Consider the following 25,502-nt stretch of genomic DNA (forward strand, 5'->3'; position numbering starts at 1 on the left):
CCCGCTCAGCCGCGTCGCCAGCCCTCGGCGCAGGCCAGCCAGCCCGAGGGCCGCCCCACCGCGACCGCGTCGTCGCCATGCCAGGCGACGATCAGCCCGGTCCGCTCCCAGGGCGGCAGCCCCCACTCCTGCAACAGGCGCTTGAGATCGCGGCGCCCTCGGCCCGCCAGGCGCAGCCGCTCGCCGCCGACCCGCGGCGCCAGCGACAGGGTCGCCGGCCGGCCATCCTGGCGGCACAGGCCGCGCTCGAGCGGCCCCAAGGGTGTCACAAGCGGCACGCGGCCATCCCAGTCGGCGCGCCATTCGGCCGGCAGCGACACGACCGGCGCCAGCAGATACAAGCTCCCGCGCCAGACCCGCGCCTCGGCGCCCGCCCAGACGACGCGCACCTCGGCGTCGCGGCGCGCCTCGAGCTGCTCAAGCAACGTCGCCAGCCGAGCGGCCGGCGGCCGCGGCAGCCCCCGTCGCTCCAGGCAGTGGCGGATCAGCAGGCGACGGCGCGGCGCCGAGAGCGCCAGAAGGTCGTCGAGGGGCAGGCAGGACGGCTCGCCCCCCAGCCGTGCCAGGTCCTCGGCGGCGAATTCCTCGAGCAGGCCATCGGCCTCGCCGGCATGCGCCGCGCTGCGGGCCAGCCCCGCCGCGGCGTGCGGCCAGCGCTCGGCCAGCAGCGGCAGCGCCCGATGGCGCAGGAAATTGCGATCCAGCGCGGTGTCGCTGTTGCTCGGATCCTCGACCCAGGCGAGATTCAGACGCCGGACCTCGGCTTCCAGCGCCGCGCGGGAAACGTCGAGCAGCGGGCGCACGCGGCGGCGCCCGGCGAGATCATGCACCGCCGGCATCGCCGCGAGCCCGCGTGGGCCGGCGCCGCGCAGCGCCGCCAGCAGGAAGGTCTCGGCCTGATCATCGCGATGCTGGGCCAGCCACAGGGTCTCGCCGGCGCCGACGCGCCGGGCGAAGGCCCTATGGCGCGCGGCCCGCGCCTCGCCCTCGAGCCCAAGCCCCGCCTTGGCATCGACCGCGGCACGCTCCACGAACAGCGGCACCCCGAGCCGCGAGCACAGCCACCGGCAGTGGCGTTCGAAGTCGTCGCCGGCGGCCTGCAGGCCGTGATGCACGTGCAGCGCCCGCAGCGGGCGCGGATGACGCCGGCAGGCCTCGGCGGCCAGGGTCAGCAGCAGCGCGGAATCGAGCCCGCCGGAGAGCGCCACCCAGACGCAGCGCCCCGGCGGGGTCTCCGCCAGGGCGCTGTCGATCGTGGCTTGCAGGGAAGAGGACGCGAGGCTCATGGGCAGGGAGAACGCTCAGGCATGTTGAAGGGGAAGCTTCCCCACGCCAGATACCGGCAACGGATGCCCCGAAGCCAGCGCCCTCTTCGAGCGAAGGCAAGGGCTAGGCCCGTTCCCGACGGGCCTACGCACTTCCCACATCCGTGTGGGTCGCAAGGCAAAAATCGGCAAGAAAGCGCAGTTTACTCGTCGGTAAATGAGCATTTCGTCCGGGCTGGCGCACCAGCCGATTTTTAACGCCGTATGGCCGAGCGCAGAAAGGGCTTTACACAGGGGCGCCGTAGCTCATCAGGCGCTTGTACCGCCGCTCGAGCAGCTCGTCGGTCTCCATGCCCTCGAGGCGTTCGAGGCTCTCGGTCAGCGCGGTGCGGATGCGCTCGGCGGTGTCCATCGGCTTGCGATGCGCGCCACCCAGCGGCTCGGGGATCAGGGTATCGACGAAGCCCAGCTCCTTGAGGCGCTCGGCGGTGATGCCCATGGCCTGGGCGGCCTCGGAGGCCTTCTCGGCGCTCTTCCACAGGATGGAGGCGCAGCCCTCGGGGGAGATCACCGAATAGGTGGAGTACTGCAGCATGGCCAGCTCGTCGCACACGCCGATGGCCAGCGCGCCGCCGGAGCCGCCCTCGCCCACCACGGTGGAGACGATCGGCGTCTTGAGCCGCGACATCACCGCCAGGTTGTAGGCGATGGCCTCGGACTGGCCGCGCTCCTCGGCGTCGATGCCCGGGTAGGCGCCCGGGGTGTCGATGAAGGTCAGCACCGGCATCCTGAAGCGCTCGGCCATCTCCATCAGGCGGCAGGCCTTGCGGTAGCCCTCGGGCCGCGGCATGCCGAAGTTGCGGCGCACCTTCTCCTTGACGTCACGGCCCTTCTGGTGGCCGATGACCATCACCGGCTTGTCGTTCAGCCGCGCCACGCCGCCGACCAGGGCGGCGTCGTCGGCGAAGTTGCGGTCGCCGTGCAGCTCGTCGAAGTCGGTGAAGACGTGCTCGAGGTAGTCGAGGGTGTAGGGACGCTGGGGATGACGCGACAGCTGCGACACCTGCCAGGCGGTCAGATCCTTGAAGATCGACTCGGTGAGCTTGCGACTCTTCTCCTCGAGCCGGCCGATCTCGTCGTTCAGGTTGACCTGGCTGTCGTTGCCGACCAGGCGCAGCTCCTCGATCTTGGCCTGAAGCTCGGCGATGGGCTGTTCGAAGTCTAGGTAGTTGGGGTTCATGGGATAGCCTTGTCTCGTCGGCCGAAGAGGCGACCGGGGGGAAGCGTCAAACGGTGTTCATTATCGCACCCTGACACGCCCACGCAAGGCGAGCCAGGGTGCCTGCACATTGTCGGTGCGTCGCGTGTCAACGGTAGCGCAGGCGCACGCCGTCCTGGCCCTCGACCTCGCGCAGGGCGATCAGCAGCTCGTCGGAGGGCGTGACCCGCCACTCCTCGGCCAGCTCCAGCCAGCCGCTGGCCGTGGCGCTGCGGTAGCGCAGCCGCACCGGCAGGCCCTCGCCGCTGCGGTAGGGAGCCAGGCTGTCGCGCAGGCTGTCCACCAGCCGGCCGTTGGCGCGTTCGCCGTCCAGCGCCAGCTCCACCGCCTGGCCGTAGCGGGTGCGGGCGTCGACCATCGGCGTGATCTCCTTGCCACGCAGGCGCAGGCCGCCCGAATAGTCGTCGCTCTGCACCTCGCCTTCGACGATCAGCACCTGGTCGGTGTCCAGGCGGTTGCGCACCTGATCGAACAGCTCGCCGAACAGCGAGGCCTCGATGCGGCCGGTGCGGTCGTCCAGGGTGACGAAGGCCATGGTGTCGCCGCGCTTGGACTTCATGGTGCGCATGCCGACCACCAGCCCGGCGACCCGCTGCGACTCCCTGGACGGCTTGAGGTCGCCGATGCGGGTGGAGACGAAGCGCTCGAGCTCCTTCTCGTACTCGTCGATGGGATGACCGGTCAGATACAGCCCGAGAGTATCCTTCTCGCCGCCCAGGCGCTCCTTGTCGGTCCAGTCGCGGGCACCGCGATAGTCGGCGTAGACGTCGGTGTCGTCCTCTTCATCGGAGGCGGCAAAGGCCTCGCCGAACATGTCCATCATGCCCAGGTTCTGGTTGGCCTGGTTCTGGGCCGCAGCCTTGAGCGCGGCCTCCAGTGAGGCGGCCATCACCGCGCGGCTCGGGCCCAGGTTGTCCAGTGCCCCGGAGCGGATCAGCGCCTCCAGGGTGCGCTTGTTCATGCGCTTGGGGTCGACCCGCTTGCAGAAGTCGAACAGGTCGCGGAAGGCGCCGCCCTCCTCCCGGGCCTCGACGATGGCGCCGATGGGGCCCTCGCCGACGCCGCGGATGGCGCCCAGGCCATAGACCACCCGGCCCTCATCATCGACGGTGAACTTGTAGCCGCCGACGTTGACGTCCGGCGGCGTCACCGTGAGCCCGATATGGCGGCACTCCTCGATCAGCGGCACCACCTTGTCGAGGTTGTCCATCTCGGTGGACATCACCGCCGCCATGAAGGGCCCGGGATAATGCGCCTTGAGCCAGGCGGTCTGGTAGGACACCAGGCCGTAGGCCGCCGAGTGAGACTTGTTGAAGCCGTAGCCGGCGAACTTCTCCACCAGGTCGAAGATGTTGCCCGCCAGGTCCTTGTCGATGCCGTTCTCGGCGCAGCCCTCCATGAAGCCGGCGCGCTGCTTGGCCATCTCTTCGGGCTTCTTCTTGCCCATGGCACGGCGCAGCATGTCGGCCTGGCCCAGGCTGTAGCCGGCCATCACCTGGGCGATCTGCATCACCTGCTCCTGGTACAGGATGATGCCGTAGGTGGGCTCGAGCACCGGCTTGAGCAGCTCGTGCTGGTAGTCCGGGTGCGGATAGGCGACCTCGGCCCGGCCGTGCTTGCGGTTGATGAAGTCGTCGACCATGCCCGACTGCAAGGGCCCCGGACGGAACAGCGCCACCAGGGCGATCATGTCCTCCAGCGAGTCCGGCAGCAGGCGCTTGATCAGCTCCTTCATGCCGCGGGATTCGAGCTGGAACACCGCCGTGGTCTCGGCCTTCTTGAGCATCTCGAAGGTCGGCTTGTCGTCCAGCGGGATGGCGTCGATGTTCAGCGGCCCCTGCCCTTCCGCGGCGCGCACCTTGTCGACCATCTCCAGCGCCCAGTCGATGATGGTCAGGGTGCGCAGGCCCAGGAAGTCGAACTTGACCAGCCCGGCGTCCTCGATGTCGTTCTTGTCGTACTGCACGCGCAGGCCGCTGCCGTCCTCGTCGCAGATCAACGGCGAGAAGTCGGTGAGCTTGGTCGGCGCGATCACCACGCCGCCGGCGTGCTTGCCGGTGCCCCGGGTGATGCCCTCGAGCTTCACCGCCATGTCCCAGATCTCCTGGGCCTCCTCGTCGGCGTCGAGGAACTCCTTGAGCTGGGGCTCGTCCTCGATGGCCTTGGCCAGGGTCATGCCGACCTCGAAGGGGATCAGCTTGGACAGCTTGTCGCCCAGCGAGTAGGGCTTGCCCTGGGCGCGGGCCACGTCGCGCACGACGGCCTTGGCGGCCATGGTGCCGAAGGTGACGATCTGCGAGACGGCGTCGCGACCGTAGCGCTCGGCCACGTAGTCGATCACCCGGTCGCGCTTCTCCATGCAGAAGTCGACGTCGAAGTCGGGCATCGAGACACGCTCGGGGTTCAGGAAACGCTCGAACAGCAGGTCGTATTCGAGCGGATCCAGATCGGTGATCTTCTGCGCATAGGCCACCAGCGAGCCGGCACCGGAGCCCCGCCCCGGGCCGACGGGGACGTCGTTGTCCTTGGCCCACTGGATGAAGTCCATCACGATCAGGAAGTAGCCCGGGAAGCCCATCTGCAGGATGATGTCGAGCTCGAAGTCGAGCCGCTTGCGGTAGCGGGCATCGATCTCGGCGTACTCGTCGCCGTCACGGGGATACTTGTCCACCGGGTAGAGGAAGTCCAGGCGCTCGGTCAGGCCGTCGTGGGAGATCTTGCGGAAGAACTCCTCCTGGGTCATGCCCTCGGGGATGCCGTATTCCGGCAGGAAGATCTCGCCCAGGCGCACGTCGACGTTGCAGCGCGCGGCGATCATCACGCTGTTTTCCAGCGCCTCGGGAATGTCCGAGAACAGCTCGGCCATCTCCTCGGGGCTCTTGAAGTACTGCTCCTCGGTATAGCGACGCTCGCGGCGCGGATCGTCCAGCGCCTTGCCCTCGCCGATCGAGACCCGGGTCTCATGGGCCCAGAAGTCCTCGCGCTCGAGGAAGCGCACGTCGTTGGTGGCCACCACCGGGGTGCCGGTCTCAACGGCCAGATCCACCGAGAGGTGCACGCACTCCTCCTCCAGCGGCCGGCCGGTGCGGGTCAGCTCCAGGTAGTAGCGTCCGGGGAAGGCGGCCTGCCATTCGTCGAGCAGGGCCCGGGCCTCGGCGTGGTGGTCGGTCAGCAGGTGACGGCCGACGTCGCCCTCGCGGCCGCCGGACAGGGCGATCAGCCCCTCGCTCTGCTCGAGCACCCAGCCCCGCTGAAGCAGCGCCACGCCGTCCTTCTGCCCTTCGACCCAGCCCCGCGAGATCAGCTCGGTGAGGTTGCGATAGCCGACGTCGTTCATGGCCAGCAGCGTCAGGCGGTAGGGATGGGCCTCGTCGTTGGGGTTGGCGAGCCAGAAGTCGCCACCGATGATCGGCTTGAGGCCGGCCCCCTGGGCGCCGCCGTAGAACTTGACCAGGGCGAAGAGGTTGGCCTCGTCGGTGAGCGCCAGTGCCGGCACGCCCTGGTTGCCCGCCGCCTTGATCAGCGGCTTGAGACGCACCAGGCCATCGACCAGGGAGAATTCGCTGTGCACACGGAGATGAACGAAGGGAGCGGTCATGGCGGACTCGGGCTTGATGATGGGAAATGGGTCGACGCTGTCACGGAAACGAAGACCGGCCGGCACGGCCCGTCTCGACGCCCCGCCCACAGGCTAGATGATCTAGAGCAGGTTCAGCTGGCGCTTGACGGGCGCAAAGGAGCGACGGTGCTCGGGCAGCGCGCCGAGGCGCGTCAGGGCGGCCAGGTGCTCGGGCGTCGGGTAGCCCTTGTGGCGGGCGAAGCCGTAGTCGGGATGGCGCGCGTCCAGCGCCAGCATGTCGGCGTCGCGCGCCACCTTGGCCAGTATCGAGGCCGCGGCGATCGCCGGATGACGGGCGTCGCCCTTGACCACCGCCTGGCCCGGCACATGATGCCCGGGGAGCCGATTACCGTCCACCAGCAGATATTCCGCGGCCGGCGACAGCGCATCGATGGCGCGGCGCATGGCCAGGTGCGTGGCGTGGTAGATGTTCAGGCCATCGATCTCGTCGGGGCTGGCCTCGGCCACGGCGAAGGCCAGCGCCCGCTCGCGGATCCGGACGTCCAGCGCCTCGCGGCGCTTGGCGGTCAGCTTCTTGGAGTCGGTCAGCCCGTCGATCGGCGCGGCCGGATCGAGGATCACCGCGGCAGCCACCACCGGGCCGACCAGCGGGCCGCGCCCGACCTCGTCGACCCCGGCCAGATGCGTGCCGCGATAGTCGACGACCAGCGGCGGGAAGTCCTCGGCCTTCATGTGCCCTCCTCCAGCGCCTCGGGCGCCACCGAGGCGGGCAGCGCGCGGCGCGCCACCAGCGCCTCGACGGCATCCACCGCGCGGCGGCTGGCGTCGCGCTGCAGCCCTTCGTGCATGGCCGCGAAGCGCGCCTCGAGGGCGTGGCGCGCCTCGGCGTCGTCGAGCAGCGCGGCGAGCTCGGCGGCGATGCCCTCGGGGCTGGCGTCGTCCTGGATCAGCTCCGGCACCAGGGCCTCCCGGGCGATCAGATTGGGCAGCGAGATCCATTCGGTCTTGACCAGCCGCTTGGCCAGCCAGTGGGTCATCGGCGCCATGCGATAGGCCACCACCATGGCGCGGTGGCACAGCATGGCCTCCAGCGCCGCGGTGCCGGAAGCCAGCAGCACGGCGTCACTGGCCACCATGGCCTCACGGGACTGGCCGTCGATCAGGATCACCCGCTCGCGCAGCGCCTCGCGGCCCTCTAATAGCCCCTCGAGCTCGGCGCGCCGCGCCGGAGTGGCGGCGGGAATCACCACCCGCAGCGCCTCGCGCTCGCGGCACAGCCGCTCGGCGGCGTCGAGGAAGGTCGCGCCCAGGAAGCGGATCTCGTTAGCCCGGGACCCAGGCAGCACGGCCAGCAGCGGCGCCGCGTCGGGCACGCCCCGGGCGGGCAGGCCGAGCGCTTCCCGAGCCTCGCCGCGGTCGTTGACCAGCGGCAGCTCGTCGGCCAGCGGATGACCGACGAAGGCCACCGGCACCCGGTGACGGACGTAGAAGGCGGCCTCGAAGGGCAGGAAGGTCAGCATCGCATCCACCGAGCGGGCGATACCCTTGACCCGACCCTGGCGCCAGGCCCACACGGAGGGGCTGACGTAGTGGGCGGTGGTCAGGCCGGCCTCGCGCAGCTGGCGCTCGAGCCCCAGGTTGAAGTCCGGCGCGTCGATGCCGATCACGATGTCGGGCCGCCAGTCGAGGGCGTCCTGGCGCAGCGTGCGGCGCACGCGCACCAGCCCCGGCAGGTGCTTGAGTACCTCGACCAGCCCCATCACCGAGAGGGTCTCCAGCGGGAAGCGGCTGTCGATGCCCTCGGCGATCATGCGCGGCCCGCCGATGCCCCGGAATTCGACGCCGGGGTGGCGGGCCTTGAGCTCGCGCATCAGCCCGGCACCGAGGATGTCGCCGGAAAGCTCGCCGGCCACCAGGTAGACGCGCGCGATCGTCATGGCGTCAGCGCACGATGCCGCGGGTCGAGGCCTCGATGGAGGCAACAAAGGTCTCGGTTTCCGGCAGCGCGTACTGCGCGCGGATCTCGGTGAGCGCCTGCTCCACGGTCAGGCCCTGTCGATAGACCAGCTTGTAGGCCTCGCCCAGGGCGCGGATCGCCTCGTTGGAGAAGCCGCGGCGGCGCAGGCCGATCAGGTTGAGGCCGTGGGCCGCGGCGGGATTGCCGTTGATCATCACGTAGGCCGGCGTGTCCTTGGTGATGATCGAACCGCCGCCGGCCATGGCATGCTCGCCGAAGTGGCAGAACTGGTGGATCGCCGACAGCCCGCCGATGATCGCGAAGTCGCCCAGCTTGACGTGGCCGGCCAGGGTCACCTGGTTGGCCAGGATGCAGTCGTCGCCGATCACGCAGTCATGGCCGACGTGAACGTAGGCCATGAACAGGTTGCGCGAGCCGATGGTGGTCTCGCCGCGATCCTGGACGGTGCCGCGGTGCAGGGTGGCCCCCTCGCGCACGACGTTATCGTCGCCCATCACCAGCCGGGTGGGCTCGCCGGCGTACTTCTTGTCCTGGCACTCCTCGCCGACCGAGGCGAACTGGAAGATCCGGTTGCGCTCGCCGATCACCGTCGGGCCCTGGATCACCACATGGGGGCCGATGCGCGAGCCGGCGCCGATCTCGACGTCGGCGCCGATGACGCTGAAGGGGCCGACCTCGACATCATCGGCCAGGCGCGCGGCCGGATCTACGATGGCGGTGGGATGAATCAAGCGACCTTCCTCTCGGCACAGGTGATCTCGGCCTCGCAGGCGACCTCGCCGGCCACGCTGGCCTTGCACTGAAACTTCCAGATACCGCGCTTCTCGCGGATCACGTCGGCGCGCAGCTCCAGCTGGTCGCCGGGCATCACCGGGCGCTTGAAGCGCACGTTGTCGCTGCCGACGAGATAGTAGACATAGCCGTCGGCAGGCAGCTTGTTGACCGTCTTGAAGCCGAGGATGCCGCAGGCCTGGGCCAGCGCCTCGACGACCAGCACGCCCGGCATGATCGGATGATGCGGGAAATGGCCATTGAAGAACGGCTCGTTGATGCTGACATTCTTGTAGGCAACGATGGATTCGCCATGGGTGAGCTCCGTCACCCTGTCCACCAGCAGGAAAGGATAGCGGTGGGGCAGATATTCCCGAATCTCGTTAATGTCCATTACCATCGTAGCGACCTCTGAAATGACAGAATGCCCCGTATCGCGGGCGCGGCCGTCGCCGCGCGCATGGCGACGGACGGGCGGGGGATTATACCGCCCGAGGGAGCGGCCTCAAGCATCGCGCCCGGCTTTTTCCAGACGCTGCAGGCGACGGGCGATGTCGTCGAGCTGCTTGAAGCGCACCGCGCTGCGCCGCCACTGGGCGTTCTCCATGGCGCCGGTCCCCGAAGAGTAGACGCCCGGCTCGTGGATCGAGTTGGTGACCAGGCTCATGCCGGTGACCTGGACGCCGTCACAGACCGTCAGGTGGCCGGACAGGCCCACGCCACCGCCCAGCATGCAGTGCCGGCCGACGCGGGTGGAGCCGGCGATGCCGACGCAACCGGCCAGCGCGCTGTGGGCCCCGATCTGCACGTTGTGGGCGATCTGCACCTGGCTGTCGATCTTCACGTCCTCGCCGATCACGGTATCGCCCAGGGCGCCGCGGTCGATGCTCGAGCCACTGCCGACCTCGACGTCGTCCCCCAGCACCACCCCGCCGAGCTGGGCGATCTTGTGCCAGCCGGCGCCATCGTGGGCGAATCCGAAGCCGTCGCCGCCGATCACGCAGCCGCTGTGCAGGATCACCCGGGCGCCGATGCTCACCCCATGGTAGACGGTCACGTTGGCATGCAGTCGCGACTCGGCCCCGATCCGGGTGTCGGCGCCGACCACGCAGCCGGGGCCGATCACCACGCCGTCGCCGAGCTCGACGCCCGCCTCGATCACCGCCTGGGGGCCGACCACCACGCCGTCGCCCAGCCGCGCGTCCTCGGCGACCACTGCGGAGGCGTGCACGCCCGGGGTCTCGCGGCCGATCAGCGGGTCGAACAGCCGCGACAGCTGGGCGTAGCCCAGGTAGGGGTTGTCGAGGGTCAGGCTTGCCACGGGGCACTCGTCGGCATGGCTCGGGTGCAGCAGCACCGCCGCGGCCCGGGTTCCAGGCAGGTCCTTGAGATAGGCGCGATTGGCCAGGAAGGCGATCTGATCGGGCCCGGCATCGCGCAGCGTGGCCAGGCCACGCACACGGCGCTCGCCGTCACCCTGGAGGCCGGCCCCCAGCTGCGTGGCGATCTCGGCCAGCGTCAGGGAAGGAGAGTCTTGAGTCATGGGAACCCGATGTCGGTGGTGAAAACACTCTGCGCTGGCGGCGAGCGCCGCGCCGGTTCGATATCGACGGGCCCCGACTCCGTCGATGACGCGAGTCGAGGCCCCGGGACCGTGGCATGAATCGCCGCCTCCCCGTCCCGCGAGGAGGCGGCGCGCCGACGGACCCTGTTAGAAGGTCTGGCCCAGCGAGAACTGGAAGAACTGGGTGTCGTCATCGCTCTTGGCGTTGAGCGGCTCGGCGATGCTGAAGGTCAGCGGCCCCACCGGCGTCAGCCAGGAGATGCCGAGACCCACGCTGTAGCGTAGCTCGCCCAGGTCGACGCCGGAGCTGCAACTGGACTGACCGGCTTCCTCGTCGCGCACCGCATAGCAGTCGGTGAGAAAGGTGTTGCCGGCGTCCACGAACACCGACGGCTGCACCGAGCGCTTGTCCTCGACGAAGGGCATCGGGAAGATCAGCTCGGCGCCGCCCTCGACCAGCACGTTGCCGCCCAGGGTCCGGTCCTCGTCGGCGTCGCCACCCACGGGCGGCGTGGTATTGGGCCCCAGGGTGTTGCTGGTGAAGCCGCGCACCGATCCCAGGCCGCCGGTGTAGAAGTTCTCGTAGAACGGATAGGGATCGTTGCCGATGCTGTCGGCGTAGCCGACCTCGCCGCGCAGCTTGAACGACCAGGTCTGCTCCTCGTTGATCGGGAAGAAGTGCCGGGCGCGGGCGCGCAGCTTGTAGTACTCGGCGTCGCTGCCGGGCACCGCGGTCTCCAGCGACAGGCGCTGGTAGTTGCCGGCGGTGGGCATGATGCCGCGGTTCAGCGCGTTGCGGGTCCAGCTGGCGGTCAGCTTGAAGGCCTGGGCGTTGTCGCCCTGGTCATCGACGTAGCGCTGGATCTCCGAGGCCGTGTCCCGATAGGTCTCGATGGTCAGGTCCTCGATGTCGGCGCCGAAGTTGAGCCGGGTCAGCTCGTTGATCGGGTAGCCGAAGTTGATGCCGCCGCCATAGGCATCCGTCGAGTAGGTCGAGATGTCGGAATCCTCGTAGTCGGTCTCGCGGTAGAACAGGTTGTAGCCGCGCGAGATGCCGTCGAGGGTCCAGTAGGGATCGGTGAAGCCGAAGTTCAGATTGGTGTAGGTGTCGCTGCGCTGGGCGCCGATGTTGACCCGGTTGCCGGTGCCCAGGAAGTTGTTCTGGGACAGCGAGGCGCCATAGATCACGCCGGCGCTCTGGGAGAAACCGATGCTTGCGGATATCGAGCCGGACGGCTGCTCCTCGACGTTGTAGGTGACGTCGAGCTGGTCGTTGGAGCCGGCCACCGGCTCGGTCTGCACCTCGACCTGCTTGAAGAAGCCCAGCCGCTCCAGGCGCTCCCGGGACTGGCTGATCGACTCGGTGGACGCCGGCGCCCCCTCCATCTGGATCATCTCGCGGCGCAGCACCTCGTCCTGGGTGGTGGTGTTGCCGACGAACTCGATACGACGCACGTAGGCGCGGCTGCCCGGCTCGACGCGGAAGGTCAGGTCGACGGTGCCGTCGCTGCGCGTCTCGGGGATGCCGTCGACGTTGGCGAAGGCGAAACCCTCGGCGCCGAGCCGCGAGCGCAGCGCCTCGGAGGAGGCGGTCACGTCGCTGCGCGAGAAGGTCTCGCCGCTCTGTACTTCGAGCAGATCGCGGGCCTCGCGCTCGGGGATGCGCAGGTCGCCGGCGAAGGCGATGTCGCCGAGGCGGTAGCGCTCGCCCTCGCTGACGTTGATGGTGATGAAGATCTTCGACTTGTCGGGACCGATCGAGACCTGGGTGGAATCGATGGTGAAATTGACGTAGCCGCGATCCAGATAGTACGAACGCAGCCGCTCCAGATCGCCGGACAGCGCCTGACGGGAGTACTCGTCGCTGGAGAACCAGCCGAAGAACCAGCCCGGCTTGTCCTCGAGCTCAAGGACGTCGCGCAGGGTATCGTCGTCGAAGGCCTGGTTGCCGACGATGTTGATCTGGCGGATCTTGGCCACCGCGCCCTCGTCGATGTCGATGTCGACCTGCACGCGACCCTGGCCGAGGTCCTGGACCTCGGTGTCGATGCTGGCACTGTAGCGGCCCTGGGCCTGATAGACGCCGGACAGCTCGCGCTGGATCTCTTCCAGGGTCGAGAGCTGCAGCACCTGGCCCTCGTCGAGGCCGGCCTCGCGCAGGCCACGGCGCAGCTCTTCCTCGGGGATCTGGCTGTTGCCCTCGATGTTGAGGCTGGTGATGGTGGGGCGCTCCTCCACCTCGATGATCAGCACGTCGCCGTCACGGGCCAGCTGGATGTCCTCGAACAGGCCGGTGGCGAACAGCTGTCGGGCCGCCTCGGCCAGCTCGCGGTCATCGACCCGATCGGGTGCATTGACAGGAAAGGCATTGAAGACGGAGGCCGCCGATACGCGCTGCAGCCCCTCCACTCGTATGTCCTTTACGTCGAAGGTTTCCGCCTGTGCCGTGCCGGCACCGGCGAGCAGCAGCGCCGCCAGTCCGATGGTCTTGATCTTCATGCAGTCGATTCGCTCGCGTTGATCTGCCTACCTGTCCAGACAGGCACCTTATACATTTGCACGGGCAACTGACAAGCCAGGAGCCGGTTACCAGAGCCGCATCAGGTCGAAATACAGCGCCATCAGCATCAGGGTGCCGACCAGCGCCAGGCCGACGCGCAAACCGATGGCCTGGGTGCGTTCGGACACCGGCCGCCCGCGAACCGCCTCCACCAGGTAATACAGCAGGTGGCCGCCGTCGAGCACCGGGATCGGCAGCAGGTTGAGCACGCCGAGGCTGATCGACAGGTAGGCCAGGAAACTGACGAAGCTCTCGAGCCCGGAGCGGGCCGAGTCGCCGGCGATACGGGCGATGGTGATCGGTCCGGAGAGGTTCGACGGCGAGATCAGCCCGACCAGCATCTTGCGGATCGCATCCAGGGTCAGCACGGTCATCTCGCCGGTGCGCGACACGGCCTGCCCCACGGCGGCCAGGGGGCCGTAGCGGATCTCGCGGCGGTATTCTTCCGGCCAGGGCACCGATGCCACGCCGGCCCCCACATGTCCGATGGTGGTGCCGTCATCGAGGGTCCGAGGGCGCGGCGTCAGCGACAGCGAGCGACGCTCGCCGTCGCGCGCCACGCTCAGCGACAGGGCCTCACCGGGCCGCCCGCGGACCCGCTGGACGAAGTCGCCCCAGTCGGCCACCGGTTCGCCGTCGACGGCCAGGATCTCGTCGCCGGCCGCGAGGCCTGCCTCGGCCGCCGGCTCGCCGTCCACCACCTGGCCGAGCACCGCGGGGATCTGCGGGCGCCAGGGCGTCACGCCGAGGGTGTCCAGCGGCCGAGGCGGATCCTGACGCACCAGCCAGTCCTGCACCGGCAGGCGATGCTCCCGGACCCGGCTGTCGCCCTCGTCGCGGGCGCTCACCGTCAGCTCGCCGCTGGCCCCGATGGCCGATACCAGCTCGAGGTTGATGTCTTCCCAGGAGCGAACGCTGGCCCCTCGCACCGCGGTGATCTCCTGCCCGGCGGCGAGACCGCCGCGAGCGGCCGGCGAGTCAGGCGCGACCTCGCCGATCACCGGCACCACGGTGGTGGTCCCGGCGACGAACAGCAGCCAGTAGGCGACCAGCGCCAGCAGGAAGTTGGCCAGCGGCCCGGCAACGACGATGGCGATGCGCCGCCAGACGCCCTGGCGATTGAAGGCCAGGTGGCGCTCGTCGTCGGGGACCGGCGCCTCGCGCTCGTCGAGCATCTTGACGTAGCCGCCCAGGGGAATCGCCGCCACGGCGAATTCGGTGCCGTGGCGGTCGACCCGCGACCACAGCGGCTTGCCGAAGCCCACGGAGAAGCGCAGCACCTTGACGCCACAGCGCCGGGCGACCCAGAAGTGGCCGAACTCATGGAAGGTGATCAGCAGGCCGAGCACCACGATCACGGCCAGCACGTTCTGGATCAGACCCATGGCTATCTCCGGTGAAGTTGTCGAAAGTCGGCGCTAGCGGCGCCCCAGCCGGGCCTCGGCCTCGCGGCGCGCCCGGGCATCGGCGTCGAGGATGCCCGCCAGCTCGGTGGCCGGCTCCGGCGGGCAGGCCTCGCGCACCCGCGAGACCAGCTCGCCGATTCCGGCGAAGCCCAGCCGGCCGTCGAGGAAGGCCTCCACGGCCACCTCGTTGGCGGCGTTGAGCACCGCCGGCGCCGTGCCGCCGTCCTCCATGGCCTCGCGGGCCAGCCGCAGGCAGGGGAAGGCGGCCTCGTCGGCGGGCTCGAAGTCGAGCCGTGCGACCTGGAAGAGATCGAGCGCCTCCACGCCGGCATCGAGGCGCTCGGGCCAGGACAGTCCGTAGGCGATCGGGGTACGCATGTCCGGGTTGCCCAGCTGTGCCAGCACCGAGCCATCGGCGTAGGCGGCCATGGAATGGATCACGCTCTGCGGATGCACCACCACCTGGATCTGCGACGGCCGAGCGTCGAACAGCCAGCAGGCCTCGATCAGCTCGAGCCCCTTGTTCATCAGGGTGGCGCTGTCCACCGAAATCTTGCGCCCCATCGACCAGTTGGGATGGGCGCAGGCCTGCTCGGGGGTGACGCCGGCCAGCGCCTCGGCCGACCAGCCGCGGAAAGGGCCGCCCGAGGCGGTCAGCAGCAGCTGGGTGACGCCGTGGCGCGCGAGTCCGCCGCGATGTTCGACGGGTAGACACTGATAGATGGCGTTATGTTCGGAATCGATCGGCAGCAGGGTCGCGCCGTGACGGTCCACCGCGTCCATGAAGAGCGCCCCGGACATCACCAGCGCTTCCTTGTTGGCCAGCAGCACCCGCTTGCCGGCCCGCACCGCGGCGAGCGTCGGCAGCAGTCCGGCGGCGCCGACGATGGCCGCCATGACCACGTCGACCTCCGAGGCCTCGCTGACCTCGACCAGCGCCTCCGGGCCGCAGCGCACCTCGGTGACAAGCCCCGCCTCGCCCAGCCGCTCGCGCAGCCAGGCGGCGTCTTCCTCGCGCTCGAGCACGGCCAGCGCCGGGGCGTGGACACGACACTGGGCCAGCAGCGTCTCGCGGGAGCGATGGGCGGTCAACGCATGGACCCGGTAGCGCTCGGGATGGCGGGCCAGCACGTCCAGGGTGCTGACGCCGATCGACCCGGTGGCGCCGAGCACGGTGACGGACTGCGGCCGACTCATGCGCCGAGCCCTCCCGCCAGCAGCGCGAACAGCGGCACCGCGGCGCACAGGCTGTCGATGCGATCGAGCACCCCGCCGTGACCGGGCAACAGCTGGCTGGAGTCCTTGATGCCGCGATGGCGCTTGAGCATGCTCTCGAGCAGGTCGCCGACCACCGAGGCCAGGGTGACCACGGCGGTGGCGGCCACCAGCGCCAGGGTCGCGCCGAACGACAGGGCCTGCCAGTCGGCGAACACCAGCGCCAGCAGCCCGGTCACCACCAGGCCACCGATGACGCCCTCGCGGGTCTTGCCGGGACTGACCCGGGGCGCCAGCTTGCGCTTGCCGAGCGACTTGCCGACGAAGTAGGCGCCGATGTCGGCGCCCCACACCAGCAGCAGCACGAACAGCAGCCACACGCCGCCGGTCTCATGCAGCACGTTGAAGCCGACCCAGGCCGGCAGCAGCACCCACAACCCCATGGCCAGACGCATGGCAGTGGAGCGCCACTGGGCGAGGCGCGCCGGATAGCCGACCACCCAGCGCAGGTTGACGAGCCAGCCCAGGGCCCCGAGCCACAGCGGCCAGCTCGCCAGGTGCTGGCCGGTCAGGCCCAGCAGCGCCATCAGCGCGCCCAGGCCCAGCACCGGCTTCCAGCGACGGGCGCCGGCCTCGAGGCCGGCCAGGTTGGCCCATTCCCAGGCCCCGAGCAGCACAATGGCCGCGGTGAACAGCGCGAAGGCGATGCCGTCGAGCCCGAACAGCCCGACCAGCGCCAGCGGGGCCAGCCAGGCGGCGGTAAGAATGCGTTGTTTAAGCACCTTGCTGAGCCTCGACCTGTTCGTCGGTCATGCCGAAACGGCGCTTGCGCCCGGCGAAGTCGGCCAGGGCCGCGTCGAAGGCCTCGCCGTCGAAGTCGGGCCACAGCAGCGGCGAGAAGTACAGCTCGGCGTAGGCCAGCTGCCAGAGCAGGAAATTGGAGATGCGCTTCTCGTCGCTGGTACGGATGCACAGGTCCACAGGGGCGGTGAGACTCAGTTCGGCGCCGAGCGACGCCTCGTCGATCGCCTCGGGGGCCAGCTCGCCCTCGGCGACCCGCTCGCCCAGCCGCCGGGCGGCCTGGGCGATGTCCCACTGGCCACCGTAGTTGGCGGCGATCACCAGGTGCAGCCCCCGGTTGTCGCCGGTCAGCGCCTCGGCCTGCTCGATGTGCTTCTGAATGGACGTCGAGAAACCGCTGCGATCGCCGATCACCGAGAGGCGGATATCGTGCTGGTGCAGCTTCTTGACCTCGCGCTTGAGCGCGATCAGGAACAGCTCCATCAGGGCGTTGACCTCGACGGCGGGCCGCTTCCAGTTCTCGCTCGAGAAGGCGAACAGCGTCAGGGTCTCGATGCCGCGCTCGGCGGCGCGGCGGATCACCGCGCGCACGGCCTCGACGCCGGCATGATGGCCGCGCACGCCGGACATGCCGCGCGCCCTGGCCCAGCGGTTGTTGCCGTCCATGATGATGGCGACGTGATGCGGCAGGCGATCCCCGTCGGCACGGGGCTGGGGAGACTGGGGTGACGTCATGATGTCTCGCATGGCGGGTGGGACGGGGCGCTCCATGAACGGCGACCCCGAAGGGGCCGCCGGCCCGTCCGTCAGACCTGCATCAGGTCGTGTTCCTTGGATTCCAGGGTCTTGTCGATCTCGGCGACGACCTTGTCGGTCAGCTTCTGGATGGCGTCCTCACCCTGACGTGCCTCGTCCTCGGTGATGTCCTTGTCCTTCAGCAGCGCCTTGATGTCGCCATTGGCGTCGCGGCGCACGTTGCGCACCGCCACCCGGGCGTTCTCGGCTTCCTGACGCGCCTGCTTGATGTAGCCCTTGCGGGTCTCCTCGGTGAGCATCGGCATCGGCACGCGGATCACGTTGCCGGCGCTCGCCGGGTTGAGGCCCAGCTCGGCGGTCATGATGGCCTTCTCGACCTTCGGCACCATCTGCTGTTCCCAGGGCACCACGGTCAGGGTCCGGGCATCCTCGATGTTGACCGAGGCCACCTGGTTGATCGGCACCTGGCCGCCGTAGTAATCGACGGTCACCGCCTCCAGGATGCTGGGGTGCGCCCGGCCGGTGCGGATCTTGTTGAAGTTGTGATGAAGAGCGTCGAGGCTCTTCTTCATGCGACTCTCTGCGTCCTTCTGGATCTCGTCAATCACGTTCTCACCCTCTGTCAATCAGCGTGCCTTCCCGGCCGCCTACCACCAGGTTCAGCAGCGCCCCCGGCTTGTTCATGTTGAACACGCGCACCGGCATGTCATGGTCCCGCACCAGGCAGATGGCGGTCAAATCCATGACCCCGAGCTTCTGGTCGATCGCGTCATCGTAGGACAGCTGCTCGTACTTGACCGCATCGGGATACTTGACCGGGTCCTTGTCGTACACCCCGTCCACCTTGGTGGCCTTGACCACCACGTCGGCGTCGATCTCGATGCCGCGCAGGCAGGCCGCGGAGTCGGTGGTGAAGAAGGGATTGCCGGTCCCCGCGGAGAACATCACCACGTCGCCGGAGGTCAGGTAGCGAATCGCCGTGCGGCGATCATAGTGCTCCACCACACCGCTCATGGGAATCGCCGACATCACCCGCGAGCGGATGTTGGAGCGCTCCAGCGCGTCGCGCATCGCCAGGGCGTTCATCACCGTGGCCAGCATGCCCATGTGGTCGCCGGTGACCCTCTCCATGCCGGCCTCGTGCAGCGCGGCGCCGCGGAACAGATTGCCACCGCCGACCACGATGCCGACCTGGACGCCGATACCGACCAGCTGGCCGATCTCCAGCGCCATGCGGTCCAGCACCTTGGGGTCGATGCCGAATTCGGCGTCGCCGGTCAGGGCCTCCCCGGACAGCTTGAGCAGGATGCGCTTGTACTTAGAGACCTCGGCGCGAGGCTTGTCGGTCTTGGTGGAAAGTGGCTCGGCACTGCTCATGGCATGTCTCCCGGAAACTCGAGGAATCTGGATGGCCGGATGCACCGGCCGGATACGCGAAGGCGTGCGCTCTCGCGCACGCCATCTTCATGCTGGAACCGGCTGGCGCCTTAGCTGCGCTGCGCCTGTTCCATGACTTCCTTGGCGAAGTCGACCTCTTCCTTCTCGATGCCCTCACCCACTTCGAAGCGGGTGAAGCCAATGACCTCGCCACCGGCGGCCTTGACGTACTCGGCCACGGTCTGGTTCGGATCCTTGACGAAGGCCTGCTCGGTCAGGCTGTTCTCGGCCAGGTACTTCTTCAGACGGCCCTGGACCATCTTCTCGGCGATCTGCTCCGGCTTGCCGGCCATGTCCGGCTGGGCCAGGATGATCGCCTTCTCGGCGTCCAGCTTGTCCTGCGGCATGTTTTCCGGCAGCGCGACGGCCGGGTTGATGGCGGCCACGTGCATGGACACGTCCTTGGCGGCCTCGGCGGTGCCACCCTTCAGGGTGGTCAGCACGCCGATGCGGCCGCCGTGGACGTAGGCGCCCACGAGACCGCCTTCCGGTGCGTCGACGACGACGCTGCGACGCACGCCGATGTTCTCGCCGATCTTCTGCACCAGCTGCTCGCGAGCTTCTTCCAGCTCGCCTTCCATGATGGCGGCGACGTCTTCGCTCTTGGCGGCGAAGAAGGCATCGGCCACGCGGTCGGCGAAGGCGGTGAAGTTGTCGTCGCGGGCGACGAAGTCGGTCTCGGAGTTGATCTCGACCATCACGCCGTAGCTGCCGTCTTCGGCAACGCGGGTGACGACGGCGCCTTCGGCGGCGGTACGGCCGGCCTTCTTGGCGGCCTTGAGACCGGAGTTCTTGCGCAGGTTCTCGATCGCGGTGTCGATGTCACCGCCGGCCTCGGTGAGGGCCTTCTTGCACTCCATCATGCCGAGCCCGGTGCGCTCGCGAAGTTCCTTGACCTGAGAGGCGCTGATAGCTGCCATGGTAGTGTCCTCTGAATGGTTCGACCTGGAATGTGGAAACCGGGCCTGAGCCCGGCACGTCCATTACCCGCCCTGAGGCGCGGCGCTTGAGCCGCTCCCGACGCCGGCCGACGCGTTCGCCGGCCGGCACCCGGGCGGGCCGACGATCACTCGGCGGCGGCGTCGCTGGCGTTGTCTTCGGTGACCTCGACGAACTCGTCGGGACGACCTTCCTTCGCACGCGCGCAGGCGTCGGCGATGGCCTTGACGTAGATCTGGATGGCGCGGATGGAGTCATCGTTGCCCGGGATCACGTAGTCGACGCCGTCCGGATCGGAGTTGGTATCCACCACGCCGATGACCGGGATGCCCAGCTTGTTCGCCTCGTTGATGGCGATGCGCTCGTGATCGACGTCGATCACGAACAGCGCGTCGGGCAGGCCGCCCATGTCCTTGATACCGCCGATGGAACGCTCGAGCTTGTCCTGCTCGCGGGTCGCCATCAGGACTTCCTTCTTGGTCAGCTTCTCGAAGGTACCATCTTCGTGCATGGTCTCGAGTTCGCGCAGACGCTTGATGGACTGACGGATCGTCTTGAAGTTGGTCAGCATGCCGCCGAGCCAGCGATGATTCACGTAGGACTGGCCGACGCGGTTGGCCTCTTCCTTGACGATCTTGCTGGCGCTGCGCTTGGTACCGACGAACAGGATCTTGTTGTTCGCGGCGGCCATCTTCTCGATCACCTCGATGGCCTCGTTCAGGGCCGGGAGGGTATGCTCGAGGTTGATGATGTGAATCTTGTTACGAGCGCCGAAGATGAACTTGCTCATCTTCGGGTTCCAGTAACGGGTCTGGTGACCGAAGTGGGCGCCTGCCTTCAGCAGGTCACGCATGTTGACGTGTGCCATGGATGACTCCTGGTAAATCGGGTTAGGCCTCCATGCACCCCATGGATCCGACCGACGGACGCGCCGACGGCACCCGGGACCATGTGCCGGTGCATGTGTGTTTTCAAGGCATTGCGTTGATAAATACAGTCGCGCCCTGACAACGCCGAGGCGCCGCTCGGGCGGCGGGGGATCGGCGATTGCAGGAAAGCGCGCAGCTTTATACCATGGATCACTCTCAAGATGAAGTCGCCCGACGCCTCCCGCGCCCTCGACCCCGGCGACACCACCTCCGAATTCCGAGATTCCATGAACGTACCCATCAAGACGCCCGACGAGATCGAGAAGATGCGTGAAGCCGGCCGCCAGGCCGCCAGCGTGCTCGAGATGATCGCCCCCTACGTCCAGGCCGGCGTCAGCACCGGCGAGATCGATCGGCGCTGCCACGACTACATCGTCGGCGAGCTCGGCTCCACGCCCGCCCCGCTGAACTACCACGGCTTCCCCAAGTCCGTGTGCACCTCGATCAATCACGTGGTCTGCCATGGCATCCCCGACGACGGCAAGAAGCTGAAGAAGGGCGACATCATGAACCTGGACGTCACGGTGAAGACCCCCGACGGCTACCACGGCGACTCCAGCGTGATGTTCATCGTCGGCGAGAGCATCCAGGGCAGCCGCCTGTGCCGCGTCACCCAGGAGTGTCTCTACAAGAGCATCGCCCTGGTGCGCCCCGGCGTCCACCTCTCGGAACTGGCCCGCGTCATCCAGCAGCACGCCGAGGCCAACGGCTACTCGGTGGTGCGCGACTTCTGCGGCCACGGCATCGGCGCCGGCTTCCACGAGGACCCGCAGGTGCTGCACTACGACGGCTACGCCCCGGAGGCGGACATCGCCCTCGAGGAAGGCATGTGCTTCACCATCGAACCGATGATCAACGTGGGCGACCATCGCACCAAGGTGCTGCGCGACGGCTGGACCGCGGTCACCAAGGACAAGGGGCTCACCGCCCAGTGGGAGCACACCCTGCTGGTCACCGCCAACGGTGTGGAGGTGCTGACCGCGCGCAGCGACGAAGACCTCGCCTTCCTCGCCCACTGAGCCGGCCGCCATGCTGCTGCACCACTACGCCTTCACGCCCGACGAAAGCCTGTTCGACGTCGAGGCGTTCCGCGCCGAGCTGAGCGGCAGCCGTTCGCCGATCGCGCCGTTCAAGGCGGCGCTGGCCGAGATCCAGGCCCGCCTCGACGAGCGCTTCCACGCCGGCGCCGACATCCGCGATCTGGTGCACGGCCGCGCCTGGTGCCTCGACCGCCTGCTGGCGCTGGCCTGGCAGCAGCACGACTGGCCCGACGGCATCGCCCTGCTGGCCGTGGGGGGTTACGGCCGCGGCGAACTGCACCCGCATTCCGACATCGACCTGCTGCTGCTGCTCGAACAGGAGGACGACGAGCCCTTCCGCGAGCCGCTGACCGCCTTCATCACCTTCCTGTGGGACATCGGCCTGGAGATCGGCCACAGCGTGCGCTCGCTGTCGGACTGCGAGCGCGAGGCCGCCGCCGACGTCACGGTGATCACCAACCTGCTCGAGTCGCGCACCCTGGCCGGCCCCGAGCGGCTGCGCGAGGCGATGCAGGACCGCATCGCCACCGAGCGGCTGTGGCCGGCGGATCGCTTCTTCGAGGCCAAGTGGCAGGAGCAGATCGCCCGCCACTACCGCTTCAACAACTCCGAATACCACCTCGAGCCCAACATCAAGAGCTCGCCCGGCGGGCTGCGCGACATCCAGATGATCGGCTGGGTCGCCAAGCGCCACTTCGCCACCGAGCGCTACGAGGACATGGTCGACATCGGCTTCATGAACGACGCCGAGCTGCGCATCCTCAGCCAGGGGCAGGCCTTCCTGTGGCAGGTCCGCTACGCCCTGCACATGCTCACCGGGCGCGCCGAGGACCGCCTGCTGTTCGACCACCAGGCCACCATTGCCGAGCTGTTCGGCTATCGGGACACCCCGGAGCGCCTGGCCGTCGAGCAGTTCATGAAGCGCTACTACCGGCACGTGACCGCGCTCGCCGGCCTCAACGACATGCTGCTGCAGCACTTCGACGAGGCCATCCTGCGCGGCGGCGAGCCCCTCGAAACGGTGCCGCTCAACGCCCGCTTCGAGATCACCGGCGGCTACATCCAGGCCCGCACGCGAACGGTGTTCCGCGAGGCGCCCTCGGCGCTGCTCGAACTGTTCCTGCTGATGGCCGAACACCCCGAGATCGAGGGCGTGCGCGCGGACACCATCCGACTGATCCGCGACCACCGCCACCTGATCGACGACCGCTACCGCGAGGACCCGCGCCACCAGCGGCTGTTCATGGCCCTGCTGCGCTCCAGCGGCAACGTCGCCCGCCAGCTGCGGCGCATGAACCGCTACGGGGTGCTCGGCAAGTACCTGCCGGTGTTCGGCCAGGCCGTGGGCCTGATGCAGCACGACCTGTTCCACATCTACACCGTGGACGCCCACACCCTGCGGCTGCTGAAGTGCTTCCACAACTTCCGCAAGCCAGAGGCCCGCGAGACCTACCCGGTGGCCGCCACCCTCATCGCGCAGCTGCCCAAGCTGGAACTGCTGTGGATCGCCGGACTGTTCCACGACATCGGCAAGGGCCGCGGCGGCGATCACTCGCTGATCGGCGCCCGCGACGTCGAGGCCTTCGCCGCCCTGCACGGCCTGTCCGGCCGCGACACCCGACTGGTGGCCTGGCTGGTGGAGCACCACCTGCTGATGTCGATGGTCGCCCAGAAGCGCGACATCAGCGACCCGGAGGTGATCAGCGAGTTCGCCCGCGAGGTCGGCGACGAGACGCGCCTGGACTACCTCTACGTGCTGACCGTGGCCGACATCACCGCCACCAACCCGACGCTGTGGAACGGCTGGCGCGCCTCGCTGCTGCGCCAGCTCCACGCCGAGACCAAACGCGCCCTGCGCCGCGGGCTCGAGAACCCGCTGGAGCGCGACGACTCGGTGCGCGAGACCCGCGACGAGGCCCACTCCCTGCTGGCCACGGTGGGCGCCGACATGGCCCGCGTCGACCGACTGTGGGAATCGCTCGGCGAAGAGTACTTCCTGCAGTACGCCCCCAGCGAGATCGCCTGGCAGACCCAGGGCATCCTCGCCCACCGGGACAGCGCGCTGCCGCTGGTGATGATCAGTGCCCCCACCGCCGACATGGCCGAAGGCGGCACCAAGGTCTTCATCCACACCCGCTCGGTGGACAACCTCTTCGCCGCCACCTCCGCGGCCATGGAGCAGCTGGGCCTGTCGATCCACGACGCCCGCATCGCCACCTCGAGCAACGACTGGACGCTCAACACCTTCATCGTGCTCGACGACGACAACCTGGCGATCCGCGAGCCCGCCCGGCTGGAGGAGATCCATCGCCACCTGGTGGAGGAACTCGACGACCCGGACGACTATCCGCAGATCGTCAGCCGCCACACCCCGCGCCAGCTCAAGCACTTCCGGGTGCCGACCCAGGTCACCATCGAGCAGGATCCGACCGGCGGGCGCACCCTGCTGGAGCTCACCGCCCCGGACCGTCCCGGCCTGCTGGCCCGGGTCGGGCGCATCTTCATGGAGCAGCACATCGCGCTCTCGGCGGCCAAGATCGCCACCCTGGGCGAGCGGGTCGAGGACGTGTTCTTCATCACCGACCGGGACGGCGAGCCGATCACCGACCCCGAGCGCCAGCAGCGCCTGCGCGAGCGGCTGATCGAGACGCTCGACATCCGCGGCTGAGACCTCGTTTGAGGCCCCACCGGGGGTTCCCTATAATCGGCGTCTTGCCCAGCGCTCGATCGAACCACCAGCATCATAACGACGCCGACAACGGCCCCCACTGGACGCGCCATGAACCCCGATCTCGACGCCCTGCAGCCCTACCCCTTCGAGAAGCTCGCCGCCCTCAAGGCCGACGTGACGACGCCCGAGGGCCTGGTGCACCTCCCCCTGACCATCGGCGAGCCGCGCCACGCGCCCTATGCCGGCGCCCTGGAGGCGCTGACCGCGAACATCGACGACATGGCCCGCTACCCGGCCACCCCCGGCACGCCCGAGCTGCGCGGCGCCATCGCCGACTGGGCCAAGCGGCGCTTCGCCCTCGAGGACCTCGACGCCGGCACCCAGGTGCTGCCGGTCAACGGCACCCGCGAGGCGATCTTCGCCTTCGTCCAGGCGGCCCTGGACCGCCGCCGCCCGGCGCGGGTCGCGGTGCCCAACCCCTTCTACCAGATCTACGAGGGCGCCACCCTGCTGGCCGGCGGCACGCCGCTCTATCTGGACTGCCGCGCCGAGCACGGCTTCCGCCCCGACCTGGACGCCGTGCCGGCCGAGACCTGGCGCGACGTGCAGATCGTCTTCACCTGCTCGCCGGGCAACCCCACCGGCGCAGTGACGCCGCTCGACGAGCTCAAGCAACTGATCGCCCTGGCCGACGAACACGACTTCATCGTCGCCGCCGACGAGTGCTACTCGGAGCTCTATCTGGACGAGGCCGCCCCGCCCCCGGGCCTGCTGCAGGCCTGCGCCGAGCTCGGCCGCCACGACTACCGGCGCTGCCTGGTATTCCATTCGCTGTCCAAGCGCTCCAACCTGCCGGGGCTGCGCTCGGGCTTCGTGGCCGGCGACGCCGAGCTGCTGGCGGCCTTCCGCCGCTACCGCACCTATCACGGCTGCGCCATGTCGCTGCCGCTGCAGCACGCCTCGATCGCCGCCTGGAACGACGAGGCCCACGTGCTCGCCAACCGAGGCGCCTATCGCGAGAAGTTCGCCGCGGTGACCGAGATCCTCGCCCCGGTGATGGACTTCCCCGCGCCCGAGGCCAGCTTCTACCTGTGGCCGGCGGTGCCCGGCGGTGACGACGAGGCCTTCACCCGTTCGCTGTTCGCCGAGCAGCACGTCAGCGTGCTGCCGGGCAGCTACATGGGCCGCCCCGGCGCCGACGGCGTGAACCCCGGCGCCGGCCGCATCCGCCTGGCGCTGGTGGACGAACTCGACGCCACCGTCGAGGCCGCCCGCCGCCTGCGCCGCCACGTCGAACGACACGCCTGATTC

At 68.8% G+C, this 25,502-nt stretch carries 20 protein-coding genes; 3 read left to right on the top strand and 17 right to left on the bottom strand.

Features of this window, described 5'->3' with window-relative positions; translation table 11 throughout:
- Positions 1-5 precede the first annotated feature (5 nt).
- The 17 genes from tilS to rpsB all read right to left on the bottom strand — a co-directional run bounded on the left by tilS (position 6) and on the right by rpsB (position 20,419).
- Positions 6-1,286, bottom strand: coding sequence for a tRNA lysidine(34) synthetase TilS (gene tilS, locus C9J49_RS01475; RefSeq protein ID WP_107181092.1), 1,281 nt, complete (start codon positions 1,284-1,286; stop codon positions 6-8).
- 265 nt (positions 1,287-1,551) lie between these two features.
- Complete coding sequence (locus tag C9J49_RS01480; RefSeq protein WP_046078359.1) at positions 1,552-2,505, bottom strand: acetyl-CoA carboxylase carboxyltransferase subunit alpha; 954 nt, start codon at positions 2,503-2,505, stop codon at positions 1,552-1,554.
- Between the two features lie 127 nt (positions 2,506-2,632).
- The gene (dnaE, locus tag C9J49_RS01485) at positions 2,633-6,142 is read right to left on the bottom strand and encodes a DNA polymerase III subunit alpha (protein ID WP_107181093.1); all 3,510 of its coding nucleotides are present in this window, start codon (positions 6,140-6,142) and stop codon (positions 2,633-2,635) included.
- A gap of 102 nt (positions 6,143-6,244) precedes the next feature.
- Positions 6,245-6,856 carry a ribonuclease HII gene (gene rnhB, locus C9J49_RS01490; RefSeq protein WP_107181094.1) on the bottom strand — a complete coding sequence of 204 codons (612 nt, stop codon included), beginning with the start codon at positions 6,854-6,856 and terminating at the stop codon, positions 6,245-6,247.
- Entirely contained in the window at positions 6,853-8,061 is a 1,209-nt protein-coding gene (gene lpxB / locus C9J49_RS01495) for a lipid-A-disaccharide synthase (RefSeq protein WP_107181095.1), read from the bottom strand. Before lpxB ends, rnhB begins: the two co-directional genes overlap by 4 nt.
- A 4-nt stretch (positions 8,062-8,065) precedes the next feature.
- Positions 8,066-8,833 (bottom strand): acyl-ACP--UDP-N-acetylglucosamine O-acyltransferase, encoded by a 768-nt coding sequence (gene lpxA / locus C9J49_RS01500; RefSeq protein WP_107181096.1) that lies wholly within the window; start codon positions 8,831-8,833, stop codon positions 8,066-8,068.
- Positions 8,830-9,273 carry a 3-hydroxyacyl-ACP dehydratase FabZ gene (fabZ, locus tag C9J49_RS01505; RefSeq protein ID WP_026068244.1) on the bottom strand — a complete coding sequence of 148 codons (444 nt, stop codon included), beginning with the start codon at positions 9,271-9,273 and terminating at the stop codon, positions 8,830-8,832. Before fabZ ends, lpxA begins: the two co-directional genes overlap by 4 nt.
- Before the next feature lie 105 nt (positions 9,274-9,378).
- Complete coding sequence (lpxD, locus tag C9J49_RS01510; RefSeq protein WP_046078363.1) at positions 9,379-10,416, bottom strand: UDP-3-O-(3-hydroxymyristoyl)glucosamine N-acyltransferase; 1,038 nt, start codon at positions 10,414-10,416, stop codon at positions 9,379-9,381.
- A gap of 168 nt (positions 10,417-10,584) precedes the next feature.
- A complete protein-coding gene (gene bamA / locus C9J49_RS01515) occupies positions 10,585-12,936 on the bottom strand; it encodes an outer membrane protein assembly factor BamA (RefSeq protein ID WP_181454226.1) in 2,352 nt (783 codons plus the stop codon).
- Between the two features lie 87 nt (positions 12,937-13,023).
- Entirely contained in the window at positions 13,024-14,382 is a 1,359-nt protein-coding gene (gene rseP / locus C9J49_RS01520) for a sigma E protease regulator RseP (RefSeq protein ID WP_107181097.1), read from the bottom strand.
- 33 nt (positions 14,383-14,415) lie between these two features.
- Entirely contained in the window at positions 14,416-15,600 is a 1,185-nt protein-coding gene (ispC, locus tag C9J49_RS01525) for a 1-deoxy-D-xylulose-5-phosphate reductoisomerase (protein WP_107181098.1), read from the bottom strand.
- Positions 15,597-16,400 carry a phosphatidate cytidylyltransferase gene (locus tag C9J49_RS01530; RefSeq protein WP_046078366.1) on the bottom strand — a complete coding sequence of 268 codons (804 nt, stop codon included), beginning with the start codon at positions 16,398-16,400 and terminating at the stop codon, positions 15,597-15,599. The genes ispC and C9J49_RS01530 overlap by 4 nt, the downstream gene beginning before the upstream one ends.
- Positions 16,393-17,154 carry a polyprenyl diphosphate synthase gene (gene uppS, locus C9J49_RS01535; protein WP_035592808.1) on the bottom strand — a complete coding sequence of 254 codons (762 nt, stop codon included), beginning with the start codon at positions 17,152-17,154 and terminating at the stop codon, positions 16,393-16,395. Before uppS ends, C9J49_RS01530 begins: the two co-directional genes overlap by 8 nt.
- Positions 17,155-17,225: 71 nt before the next feature.
- Positions 17,226-17,783, bottom strand: coding sequence for a ribosome recycling factor (gene frr / locus C9J49_RS01540; RefSeq protein ID WP_046078367.1), 558 nt, complete (start codon positions 17,781-17,783; stop codon positions 17,226-17,228).
- 4 nt (positions 17,784-17,787) lie between these two features.
- Positions 17,788-18,552, bottom strand: coding sequence for a UMP kinase (gene pyrH / locus C9J49_RS01545; RefSeq protein ID WP_016853451.1), 765 nt, complete (start codon positions 18,550-18,552; stop codon positions 17,788-17,790).
- A gap of 110 nt (positions 18,553-18,662) precedes the next feature.
- On the bottom strand, positions 18,663-19,532 hold the full coding sequence (gene tsf / locus C9J49_RS01550) for a translation elongation factor Ts (RefSeq protein WP_016853450.1): 870 nt from the start codon (positions 19,530-19,532) through the stop codon (positions 18,663-18,665).
- 146 nt (positions 19,533-19,678) lie between these two features.
- Positions 19,679-20,419 carry a 30S ribosomal protein S2 gene (rpsB, locus tag C9J49_RS01555; RefSeq protein WP_035592703.1) on the bottom strand — a complete coding sequence of 247 codons (741 nt, stop codon included), beginning with the start codon at positions 20,417-20,419 and terminating at the stop codon, positions 19,679-19,681.
- A 288-nt stretch (positions 20,420-20,707) separates the two neighbouring features.
- On the opposite strand from rpsB, the gene map reads away from it, so the two are divergent.
- The 3 genes from map (at position 20,708) to dapC (ending at position 25,499) form a co-directional block, all read left to right on the top strand.
- Positions 20,708-21,499 (top strand): type I methionyl aminopeptidase, encoded by a 792-nt coding sequence (map, locus tag C9J49_RS01560; protein WP_046078453.1) that lies wholly within the window; start codon positions 20,708-20,710, stop codon positions 21,497-21,499.
- A gap of 10 nt (positions 21,500-21,509) precedes the next feature.
- Positions 21,510-24,188, top strand: a complete 2,679-nt coding sequence (locus tag C9J49_RS01565; RefSeq protein WP_106487816.1) for a [protein-PII] uridylyltransferase — start codon at positions 21,510-21,512, stop codon at positions 24,186-24,188.
- 111 nt (positions 24,189-24,299) lie between these two features.
- Positions 24,300-25,499, top strand: a complete 1,200-nt coding sequence (gene dapC, locus C9J49_RS01570) for a succinyldiaminopimelate transaminase (RefSeq protein WP_046078369.1) — start codon at positions 24,300-24,302, stop codon at positions 25,497-25,499.
- Positions 25,500-25,502 lie beyond the last annotated feature (3 nt).

It is taken from the genome of Halomonas sp. SL1 (genome assembly GCF_003030865.2).
Classification (GTDB): domain Bacteria; phylum Pseudomonadota; class Gammaproteobacteria; order Pseudomonadales; family Halomonadaceae; genus Halomonas; species Halomonas halophila.